This is a genomic window from Gemmatimonadota bacterium, assembly GCA_026387915.1.
In the GTDB taxonomy this organism is placed as follows: domain Bacteria; phylum Gemmatimonadota; class Gemmatimonadetes; order Gemmatimonadales; family Gemmatimonadaceae; genus Fen-1231.
The window spans coordinates 123056-134126 of sequence record JAPLKS010000022.1; the positions used below are offsets into that span (position 1 = coordinate 123056).

The following is an 11071-nucleotide window of genomic DNA, read 5'->3' on the forward strand; positions in this document are numbered from 1 at the left end:
GCGCGTAGCTCTGCCCGTCTCTCTCACGCACTCCATATTGTTGGGGTCGCAGTAACCGCTCCAAAAAAACGCCTACCCCCCGGCTCCTGTCTATCGAGGCGCTTCGCGAAGCCATCGGCTCGACCTACGAACTCCAGCGCGAACTTGGCACTGGGGGAATGGCGCGCGTGTATCTGGCGCGGGACATCAAGCACGACCGGCTCGTCGCGATCAAGGTGATGCTCCCCGACCTTGCTGCCAGTGTGGGAGCAGAGCGGTTTGTGCGAGAAATCCGACTCGCCGCGCGACTGACGCATCCGCACATCCTCCCGTTGCTCGACTCCGGCGAGGCCGGCGGCATGCCGTACTATGTTATGCCGTATGTGGATGGTGAGGACGTGCGCACGCGCCTTGATCGCAATACACGACTGGGCGTCGGCGAGGCGGTGCAGATCGCACGTGAAGTCGCCGACGCGCTGCATTATGCGCACGCCGCCGACGTGCTCCACCGCGACATCAAACCGGAAAACGTGTTGATGCTCGCCGGCCACGCGGTGGTGCTCGATTTTGGCGTCGCGCGCGCAATCTCCGCATCGGTAAACACCGGCGACGTGAATAGCACGACCTCGGGACTGGCCGTCGGTACACCGATGTACATGAGCCCCGAACAGGCCGCCGGTGAAACGTCCTTGGACGGTCGGAGCGATGAGTACAGCTTGGCCGTGATGCTCTTTGAGATGTTGACCGGCACACCGCCGTTCGCGGGCAACACCGCGCAGGCGGTGATTGCCAAGCGATTCTTCGAGACACCCGTTCGGGTTGATACCATCCGGTCCGACGTACCGCTGCATGTGGCGCGAGCCATCGAGAAGGCGCTCTCGCGCGATCCGGCTGATCGATTCCCAACGGCGGGAGCGTTCGCCGAGCAGCTTGCCGGACAGTCGGGAGAATGGGCAGCGGCACCACGCCCTCCAGAAAAGCCCTCGATTGCCGTCATGCCCTTTGCGAACCTCGGCGGAGAGCCCGAGAACGTCTATCTCGCCGACGGCATCACGGATGAAGTCATCAGTGCGCTGAGCCGCCTGCGCACCCTGCAAGTGGCGGCGCGCACTTCGAGTTACGCGTTTCGCGGCAAGTCGGACGACATTGCGGCCATCGGGGCACGACTCAAGGTCACGAGCATTCTCGAAGGCAGCGTCCAGCGCGCCGCCACTCGGATTCGCGTGAAGGCGAGGCTCGTGAGCGTCTCGACTGGCTTTCCCTCCTGGAGCGAACAGTTCGATCGTGAACTCACCGATGTGTTCGCCATTCAAGATGAAATCAGCGGGGCGATCTGCCGGACCCTTGAATCCACGCTGGTGGGTGCCGTTCCTGCGGCGCTGACGAACGCGGCCGCGACCGATGTAGAGACCTACGAGTTGTATCTCAAGGGGCGCTTCTTCTGGAACAAGCGCACCGAACACCACCTCATCCACGCCACCGAACTGCTAGACGCGGCCACCGTTCGCGATCCACTCTACGCACCGGCCTTTGCGGGACTCGCCGACGCCTACGCGGTGCTTGGCATTTACGGCGCCAAGCCGCCGCGCGACGTGATGCCGCTCGCCCGCCTGACGGCGCAACGCGCGCTGGCGATCGACCCGTCTCTTGCCGAAGCGCATGCCACACTCGGGCTCGTCGCCGCCGCGTACGATCGCGACCGCTCTGCCGCTGAAGGGGCTTTTCATCGCGCGCTGACCCTCGCGCCGACGTATGCGCCCGCACTCCAGTGGCGCGCCGTCACGCACCATGTTCCGCACGGTCGGTTCGACGACGCCATAGCCGATATCGAAAAAGCGCGCGCGCTTGACCCGCTCTCGCTGGCCATTAATGCCACCGCCGGCGTTGTGCTCGCACTCGCCGGGCGTCTCGACGAAGCGATCGCGCGCCACACCGAAACGCTCGCCATGGAGCCGGCGTTTGCGATGGGGCACTTTTTTCTCGCGCAGTCGCAACTGTATGCCAAGCGACCGGCGGAGGCCGCAATCAGCATTGCGCGTGCCATCGAACTTTCTGGCGGCACGCCGGAAATGTGGGCACTGCAAGCGCTGATTGCCGCAACGCGTGGCGCGTGGGCAGATGTGGGAGCGCTCCGCGATCGCCTGACCGCACTGCGCAACGAGCGATACGTGGCCGCCTCATTGCTCGCGCGGGTGCAGCTGGCGAGCGGACAGCCCGACGCGGCGATGGAATGGCTCAACCGCGCCGTGGACGAACACGATCCTGAACTTATTTATCTGCGGGTGCGCAGCGAGTACGACGCCCTGCGCCAAGATCCGGCCTTCAGCCAGTTGGCGACGCTCGTCTTAGGCTGAGCGCGTCACCCAACACCGCCGCTGCCTTTCCGTACGCGGCGTCTCGCGTACGGAAAGGTTTTCATGCTCGCGCCGACTGGGCCGCGTTCATCTAGACATAGGTTCCAGTGATCACGGAACGAAGGTGCATCCTTCGGCCTTGGCGCACTTGGGATCGACCGTCGGAAGCCCGAGTCGCTTGAGCTCATTGTTGAAGGCGTTGAGATCGGTCTTCCACACCTTGTCGAGATTGGTCGTGTATTTCTTGAGCTCCACGGAGAGAATGCCGAGGATCTCATTGACGTTGTTGTTCGGCCGGCCGTCGCCACGCTCGACCATCGAGAGCAGTGATGCGAGACGGTTGTTGATGCGAATCGGGAAGTTGAGCGGATCCTGCCCGCTCTGATTCTTCACCTGATACACATCTTGTTCCACTTCACCCGCGCCTGCGGTCAACTTGTCGCCGGTTTCCTTGAGCTTGACATCCGGCGATTTCTTGAGGCGATCGGTGACCTGCCCCTTCACGTTGCGAATGTCCACCACCGCCTGATTCGCTTCGCTCACTTTGTCGCGAATCTTGCTGGCCATCACATACTGCGCGCGCATGTCGGCGTCGCTCACATCCGTGATCAACGGATTGCGCTTGACGATCATCGGCTGCGTGAGCTGCTTGCCGTCGGCGGTGAGGCGCAGCGTGTAGCGGCCCGGCGGCACCTGCGGTCCATTGGTGCTGGCGCCCCACAGAATCATTCCCGGGAAGACCGTCGCTGGTGTGCCGCGCAGATCCCACGAATAGCGATTGAGTCCCGCGGCATTCGGCAGTGCGGGTGCGCCGCCAAAGCGACCACCGCCACCACCTGCTGGCGCCGAATCCGCAGCGGCACCCGCACCACGACCGCGTCCAGCGGCCGGAGCGACGGCCGTGTCGGGTTCATATTTGCGCACGAGTGCGCCGGCGCTGTCGAGCACTTCGAGCTTCAAGCGCACGGCGGGCTTCTTCAGGTACCAGCTCAACGTGGCGCTCGGGCCACTGCGAATCACCACCGGCGGCGCAAAGAGATAGGCGTCACCCGCGGTGACCTCCGGCTTTACCTGACGCAACGGTGCCACGTTGTCGAGCACCCAGAATCCGCGCCCGTGCGTCGAGATCACCAACTCATTCGCCTCAACAACGAGATCACTCACCGGCACGTCCGGCATGTTGAGCATGAACGGTTCCCACGTCTTGCCGTCATCGTACGCGATGTACACCCCGTGTTGCGTGGCCGCGTAGAGCAATCCCTTGCGATTAGGATCTTCGCGCACGGCGTGCACAAAGGCATCGGCGCGCAGACCGTTGATGATCTTCGTCCACGTCTTGCCGTAATCGGTGGTCTTGTAGATGTACGGCGATTTATCATCGAGGAGCGGGCGCTTCGCCGAGAAGTACGCGGTGCCGGCGTCGAACGCCGAGGCGTCGATTTGCGTGACGCGACTGAACTCTGGCAAATCCTTGGGCGTGACGTTGGTCCACGTTTTTCCGCCGTCCTTCGTCACGTTCACCAAACCATCATCAGAGCCGGTCCAGATGACATTCACATCTTTCTTGCTCGGGCCAACGGCAAAGATCACGGCGTACACTTCGGGGCCGTTCATATCGCCGGTGATCGGGCCACCGCTGTGTCCCATCGTCTTGGGATCGTGGCGCGTGAGATCGCCGCTGATCGCGGTCCAGGTGTTGCCGCGGTCGTTGGTGCGCCAGAGCCGCTGACTCGACGTGAACAGCACGTTCGGGTTCACCGGCGAGAAGATGATCGGATACGTCCACTGCCAACGCTCGCGGATCGCACTGCTCGGCTCTCCCGAATACATCCACGGATACGGCGTGACTTCGCGATTGGTGCCGAGTCGACGGTTGAACTTGTCGAGGTAGCCGCCGTTGTTCGTGCCGGAGTAGAAGAGGTCAGGGTCGAGCGGGTCGGTGGCGATGTAGCCAGGTTCGCCGCCGCCCGCGGTGTAGCTCACGGCCATGCCGCCGGCGGTGATATCGCCTGGAGCGCCACCGCGACCACCGCGTCCACCGCCGCCACGCCCGCCGCGCGCGGTAAAGCCAAAGGCCGCCGCATTCCAATTGAACGGCGTGCAGAGCGTGGAGTTGTCCTGCTGCGACCCGCACACGTGATACGGAATGTGCTTGGTCGTAATGACATGATAGAACTGTTCGGTCGGGAAATCTTCATCAGTCCACTTGGCGCCCGTCGTAGTGCTCACCGCACCGCCGCCGTCGTTGCCCACCACGAGATGCGTCGCGTCGTCGGGGTCAATCCAGAGCGCGTGGAAATCGCCGTGCGTGCCGTTGCCGGCATTGCCGAGCGTTTTGCCAGCATCAGCGGAGCGGAACATGGAGGTGTTCTGCATGTACACAACGTCCGCGTTCTTGGGATCGGCGTAGACGTGCGTGTAATAGAAAGCGCGCTGACGAATGTTACGGTTGTCGTTCACCAGCGACCAAGTGGCGCCGGCATCGTCGCTCTTGAAGAGGCCACCCTTGTCGTTCTCAACCAGCGCGTAGACGCGGTTCGAGTTGGCGCCCGACACGTCCACGCCAATACGCCCCACCAGCCCGTCGGCCGGAAGTCCCTTGGCGCGCGTGATTTCCGTCCACGTTTCGCCGCCGTCGGTGCTCTTGAACAAACCGCTGCCGGGGCCGCCGCTCGACATCGTGTATTCTTTGCGGTAGGCCTCCCACATGGCGGCGTACATCACGTTCGGGTTGTTGCGATCAATGGTGATATCGATCGCCGCCGTTTTGTCGTCGCGATACAGCACCTTACGGAAGGTCTTGCCGCCGTCGGTGCTCTTGTACACGCCGCGCTCTTCGTTTGGCACGCTGTATTTGCCAAACGCAGCGACGAACACAATCTCAGGATTCGTGGGATGGATGCGAATCTTGGAAATGACTTCGGATTTTTCGAATCCGATATGCGCCCACGTTTTGCCGGCATCGACGCTCTTGTAGACACCGTCGCCCGCCATGATGTTGCCGCGGATGCAGCTCTCGCCCATCCCGATGTAGACGATGTCGGGATTCGACTCGCTCACCGCGATTGCACCCACCGACGCGCTGGTGATCTGCCCGTCGGTTACCGGCGCCCAGTTTTCACCAGCATCGGTGGTTTTCCAGAGTCCGCCGCCGACCGCGCCAAAGTACGCCTCTTTGGGGCGTCCCTTCGCGCCGCTCACGGCAATCGAACGGCCGCCGCGGTCGGGGCCAATGTTGCGCCAACGATAGCCTTTGAGAATGGCCGTATCGATGGTCGCGGCTGCGCGCACCGGCAGGGATCGCGCCTCGGCGCGGTCGCCGGTCCAGGCGGCGGTGAAAGTGACGCACGCGACCGCAATAACGGTCGGGACAATGGCGCGTGTTAAGCGTGACATCCGCTGTTCCTCGTTCGGGTGGGGACGCTCGGCGAGCATAGGAGCGCTACGACCGACGTCCTACATACGTTGGCGCAGGGGGAACCGTGGAGCAACTACCCCGCCCCCGGTGGTACGGGGTGACACCGCCCCAGCCAGTAGGTGATCATTCGGACATGTCTAAAGTCACCGTCATTACGGGGGCCAGCTCCGGGATCGGGGCCGCCCTCGCCGAACGCCTCGCCGCCGCCGGGCACTCGCTCGTGCTGGTTGCCCGCCGCGAAGCCGAACTGCACGCCGTGGCCCAGCGGTGTGGCCCCTTAGCCCTGCCCGTGGTGGCCGACGTAACCATCCGCGATGACGTCCGGCGCGTGGTCCGGAGCGCCATTGAGCGGTTCGATCACATTGACGTCTGGGTGAACAACGCCGGGCGGGGCATTACGCGGTCGCCGTCGGAACTCACCGACGAAGACATTGATGACATGATCCGTATCAACGTGAAGAGCGTGCTCTATGGCACGCAGGAAGTGCTGCCGCACTTTAAGGCGCGCGGCGCGGGGCACGTCATCAATGTGTCGTCGATGCTTGGGCGGATTCCCTTTGCCGTGTTCCGCGCGGCGTACAGTGGCGCCAAACACTTTGTGAATGCACTCACCGCCACCTTCCGCGACGAACTCAAGAGTGCGTACCCCGGCATTCAGGTATCGCTGGTGTCGCCGGGCGTGGTGCAGACAGAGTTCGGGGCCAACGCGCTGCATGGGGGGCCGGATTCACGGTCACTGCCCAATTCGCAGACCGCCGACGAAGTGGCCGCTGTGATCGCCGAGGTGATTGAGACACGAAAGGCAGATGTCTACACGCGCCAAGGTGCACGAGAGATGGTCGTGAAGTACTTCGCAGCCGAGGAGCCGGGCGCGTAGGTTCCGCGCACATAGCATGTGCGGCGTCGCGACCGTGTCGCGACGTCCGCCACCTGCCGGTCAGGCTTGCGTCTGTAACCGCCGACGCGTCAGCCGATAGATAGGCCATCCCGCCGCCGTGAGCGCCGCACCCCACGCGAGTGCCTCCCAGCCGGAGCCATAGAACGCCCATATCGAAAAGAGCGCCGCGCCCACTGAGGCGACGGTGAGTCCAGCTGTACGCGGCAGGCGGCCATTCGACATGAACTTGAACGCCACGATCGAGCACAACAGGTACATCACCAAGTTTGGAGCGGTCGCGAGCAGCGCCACAAAGTTGAACGCGGCCACACCGGCCTTGGTCGCTGCCAAGAGCGTGAGCAAGGCGCCAATGACGCCCGAGAGAACAACTGACTGTGCCGGAATGCCGTTGGCATTGCGTTTGCCGAACCAGGGCGGAAGAGTGCCCGCGTCTGCCATCACCGCGGCCATCTGACCTGAAATCAGGATCCACCCGTTTACGGCGCCAAAGCAACTCACCACGGCACAGAGCGCCACAAAGTCACCCGCCACAGTGCCCCAGCTCACGGCAATAAAATCGGCGATCGGCGCGTTCGACTTGACCACCTGATCCACCGGCAGCATCAAGACGACGGCGCAGGTGGCAATGATGCTCGCTACCGCGCTCACTACCGTACCGATGATCGTCGCCCGCGGCACGTTGCGTTCCGCGTTTTCTACCGCATCACTCGGCACCGTCGCGCACTCCACGCCGAGCATCGCGTAGAGCGTGAGGGACGCCACCGAGGTGGCGCCGGCGAACGTAAAGGCACCCGGTGTGATGGGCGCCAGCACACGACCGCCCGTGCTGAAGAGCCGCCAGAAGGCGAGTCCGATGGCGGCAGCAAAGGGGAGGAGTTTCACAATCGTGGTAACGAGCTGCACGCTGCCACCCGTGCGCAGGCCGCGCAGATTCACCCACGTGAGGAGTGTAATGAGCGCGAGGGCGATTGCCGTCGCCCCACCGGGGATGGTATCGACGGCTGGGACGAGGCGTGTCAGGTAGCTCACACCGGTAATGGCGATGGCCGCGATCGTTGGCCAGCACGAGACGAGATACCCCCACGATCCCAAAAAGGCGGCTCCCTCACCGAGGCCGAGGCGCATAAACCCATTGGCGCCCCCGGCGTCCGGCAAGCGGCGCGCCAGCTCGGCGAACACCCAGGCGAGGCAGAGCGCACCGAACATGGTGATCAGCCAGCCGGCGACGGCATTCCAGCCGTACGGTGCCAGAGAACCCGGCAACATCAGAATCCCAGCCGCCAAAATGTTACCGATCACCAGCGCGGTGGCCATCCACACACCGAGTTTCCGAGAAGGTGCCGTCATGGCGGTAGTATGCACAATCGACGCACGGGTGGCGAGTCGGCTCGCCAATGCGCATATAATTGAGTGTGCGGTCGAGGTTCCCATTGCGACTGCCCGGTTGCCATCGCACCAGCCACCACGCCATCGTGCCCATCCTCGCGTTCACCAGAGCCGTCAGTTCACGGATCGCCCAGTGCGAGCTCACGCATCTCGCCCGTGAACCGATCGATGTAGAACGTGCGCGCGCGCAGCACGCCGCGTATGAACATTTGCTCACGGACTTGGGCTGTAGCGTGCAACGCGTGGCGGGCGCCGAGGAACAGGCCGACGCGGTGTTCATTGAAGACACCGCCGTGGTGCTGCCAACGATTGCCGTGATGACACGGCCTGGGGCGCAATCGCGCCGCGCCGAGGTCGATGCCGTGGCCGCGGCACTCGCGGCGTATCGGCCCCTCGCGTTTATCAACGCGCCCGGCACGCTCGATGGCGGGGATGTGCTTCGCGCGGGGCGGACGCTGTTTGTTGGACGCAGCACACGTACGAACGATGCCGGCATCGCCCAGCTGGCGGCCTTTGCCGCTCCACAGGGATTCACGGTCCGTCAGATTGACGTTGGCGGTGCGTTGCATTTGAAATCCGCAGTCACCGAGGTGAACGCCAACACGCTTTTGGTGAATCCCGCGTGGGTGGACGTGCGGCAGTTCGGCGACTGGCAGATTCTCGAAGTGGATCCCGACGAGCCGGCCGCCGCCAACGTGTTGCGAATCGGCAATGCGCTCGTGCACGGCGCCGCATATCCGCGCACCCGCGCACGACTTGAGGCGGCGGGGTATCGCGTGCACGCTGTGGATGTGTCCGAGCTCGCCAAGGCTGAGGGTGCGGTGACCTGCTGTAGCGTGTTGGTCGAGCTGTAAGTCAACGCGGGACGCTTGCGCGGCAGCGCCAGCACGATGATTCTCACTGTGTCTGCGGTACGTCCTCCTTCATTCTGACACTCCATGAAACGCTTTCTGCAGCTCTTGGGCGCCGTGGTCGTTGCGATCGTGGTGGTTCTCGTTGTGAACACGATGCGATCGGCGCGTGCGGCCGACGCCGCCGTGGCGCCCGTAGCTGTTGCCGTCGATTCCGTCGGCGCCATCGCGCGTTTCTCCAAGGCGCTGACGTTCCCGACGATTTCGTATGATCCGGGGACGCATCCTACCGACAGCGCTGCGTTCCGCGCACTGCACGCGCACTTCGTCACGAGCTTTCCGCTTGTCCATCAGAAGCTGAAACGCGAGACGATTGGGCTCGCGCTCCTCTATTCCTGGCCTGGGAGCGACCCATCGCTCGACCCCGTGGTATTGATGGGGCATCAAGACGTGGTGCCCGTGATTCCCGGCACCGAGAATCGCTGGGAGCAGCCGCCGTTCAGCGGTGTGGTGGATGGCGGATTCATCTGGGGTCGTGGTTCGCTCGACGACAAAGTCTCGGTGCTCGCCATTCTCGAGAGCATTGAAGGGCTGCTGCGCGCTGGATTTCAGCCGAAGCACACGATCTATCTGGCCTTCGGGCACGATGAAGAGATTGGCGGACATGGCGCGGAAACGTTGCGCGACACGCTCATGGCGCGCGGCCTCAAGCACGCAGCACTCGTGATTGACGAAGGCGGTACGGTCACCGACGGCGCGGCCCTTGGCGTGACGGGAAAAGTCGCCTTGATCGGCGTGGCGGAAAAAGGATATCTGACGCTCGAACTCACGGCGAACGGCAAGGGCGGTCATTCGTCCACGCCGCCCGCACATTCGGCGATCGGCGTGCTCGCCACGGCGATTACTAAACTGGAAGCCTCGCCCTTTCCCATGACGCTCGACGGCCCCACCGAAGCTATGCTCGAGTCGGTGCGCGCCCGTATGCCATTCAGCCGCCGTCTGGCGCTTTCCAATCTATGGTTGCTCCGCGGCGCGGTGGTGCGCGCGCTCAGCGCGGCACCGATGTCCGCGTCGATGATGCGAACCACGACCGCCGTGACGATCATTGGTGGCGGCGTAAAAGCAAATGTGCTGCCGATCGATGCCAAGGCGTCGGTGAACTTCCGTATTCGTCCGGGCGAGTCCGTGGCGAGTGTGACCGCGCGGGTGGTGCAGACGATCAACGACACATCGGTCCACGTCGTGGCAGTCGGCTTTGCGCGCGAGCCCTCGACCGTCAGCGATGCCAAGGGCGCGGGCTTCGCAGCCATCTCACAGTCCGTGCGAGAAGTGATGGGTGGAGCCGATGTGACCGTCGCGCCATTTCTCCTGATGGCCGGCACGGATGCACGGGCGTGGTCGGCGAAGAGTTCGCAGGTCTTCCGCTTCATTGCGGCACCACCGGACGCCGACGTGCTCACGCGCGTCCATGGAACGAATGAGCGGGTCACCCCCGCCGCGTATCTGACCGCCGTGCGATTCTTCGACCGGCTCGTGCACCACACCGACGATCTCCCATAGCCGGTTGGGAACGAACCCGCGTTTCTGCAGCGTTTGTCGGTCGGGATGAAACGTGCGAAGCAACTCTGGTTCCGGCGCCTCGGCGTCGTTGGGGGACTGCTCTTTCTGGCGAAGGGGCTCCTCTGGCTATCCATCCCTGCCGTGCTGACCCTGCGCCAGTGCGGAGCATGACGGCGCGGAGCTGAACACGGGCCGTTTGACCGAACCCTGAGAATGGTTGCCGTGGTGACCGAGGCTGTGGGGCAAAGTTCCTCTGCCCAACGGGGTGGGGGCTCAGTATCTTTCGGGATCTCCCGCCCCACGCTGCTCGGACCTCCGATGCCGACGCATAGTCGATTTCACGAATTCGCTTCGCTCCTCACCCTCGCCAGCCTCGCCACCGCTACGGTGTATGAGTTGGCGCACGGTGACGCACTCGTGGCGGCGCGTAATTTTGGGCTCCTGCTCATCGCGCTCGAACTGGTCCGTCGCCCCGCGCCGGCGGGGCGCCGGCGTGACTGAGTTCCAGGCGACCGCACGCCAGACGTCGGCCCAGGTCCACGTCGAACACTGCCACGATCGAGCGTTGTTTGGCCGTTGAGTCTTGGCGTATACGCATCGGACAGACAACCCGACTCGCCGCACT

The 11071-nt window shown here is 63.7% G+C and carries 7 protein-coding genes; 5 read left to right on the forward strand and 2 right to left on the reverse strand.

The window, feature by feature from the left end; translation table 11 throughout:
- The first annotated feature begins 113 nt into the window (after positions 1–113).
- Positions 114–2333: a protein kinase gene (locus NTZ43_14495; GenBank protein ID MCX5768425.1), complete on the forward strand. Its 2220-nt coding sequence runs from the start codon at positions 114–116 to the stop codon at positions 2331–2333.
- 111 nt (positions 2334–2444) lie between these two features.
- Here NTZ43_14495 and NTZ43_14500 read toward each other — a convergent pair whose 3' ends face one another.
- Complete coding sequence (locus NTZ43_14500) at positions 2445–5729, reverse strand: glycosyl hydrolase (GenBank protein MCX5768426.1); 3285 nt, start codon at positions 5727–5729, stop codon at positions 2445–2447.
- Positions 5730–5884: 155 nt separating this feature from the next.
- On the opposite strand from NTZ43_14500, the gene NTZ43_14505 reads away from it, so the two are divergent.
- Positions 5885–6628: an SDR family oxidoreductase gene (locus NTZ43_14505; protein MCX5768427.1), complete on the forward strand. Its 744-nt coding sequence runs from the start codon at positions 5885–5887 to the stop codon at positions 6626–6628.
- A gap of 60 nt (positions 6629–6688) precedes the next feature.
- On the opposite strand, the gene NTZ43_14510 is transcribed toward NTZ43_14505, so the two are convergent.
- Complete coding sequence (locus NTZ43_14510; GenBank protein MCX5768428.1) at positions 6689–7996, reverse strand: amino acid permease; 1308 nt, start codon at positions 7994–7996, stop codon at positions 6689–6691.
- A 125-nt stretch (positions 7997–8121) separates the two neighbouring features.
- Between NTZ43_14510 and NTZ43_14515 the strand changes: the two genes are divergently transcribed.
- The 3 genes from NTZ43_14515 (at position 8122) to NTZ43_14525 (ending at position 10947) form a co-directional block, all read left to right on the forward strand.
- Entirely contained in the window at positions 8122–8889 is a 768-nt protein-coding gene (locus NTZ43_14515; protein ID MCX5768429.1) for a dimethylargininase, read from the forward strand.
- A gap of 84 nt (positions 8890–8973) precedes the next feature.
- Entirely contained in the window at positions 8974–10446 is a 1473-nt protein-coding gene (locus tag NTZ43_14520) for a M20/M25/M40 family metallo-hydrolase (GenBank protein ID MCX5768430.1), read from the forward strand.
- 318 nt (positions 10447–10764) lie between these two features.
- Entirely contained in the window at positions 10765–10947 is a 183-nt protein-coding gene (locus NTZ43_14525; GenBank protein ID MCX5768431.1) for a hypothetical protein, read from the forward strand.
- The last annotated feature ends 124 nt before the right edge of the window (positions 10948–11071 follow it).

Bases quoted from the DNA above. Each gene is read 5' to 3' on its own strand.
- NTZ43_14520 (MCX5768430.1), top strand. From the start codon at position 8,974: ATGAAACGCTTTCTGCAGCTCTTGGGCGCCGTGGTCGTTGCGATCGTG.
- NTZ43_14505 (MCX5768427.1), top strand. From the start codon at position 5,885: ATGTCTAAAGTCACCGTCATTACGGGGGCCAGCTCCGGGATCGGGGCC.
- NTZ43_14525 (MCX5768431.1), top strand. From the start codon at position 10,765: ATGCCGACGCATAGTCGATTTCACGAATTCGCTTCGCTCCTCACCCTC.
- NTZ43_14500 (MCX5768426.1), bottom strand. From the start codon at position 5,729: ATGTCACGCTTAACACGCGCCATTGTCCCGACCGTTATTGCGGTCGCG.
- NTZ43_14510 (MCX5768428.1), bottom strand. From the start codon at position 7,996: ATGACGGCACCTTCTCGGAAACTCGGTGTGTGGATGGCCACCGCGCTG.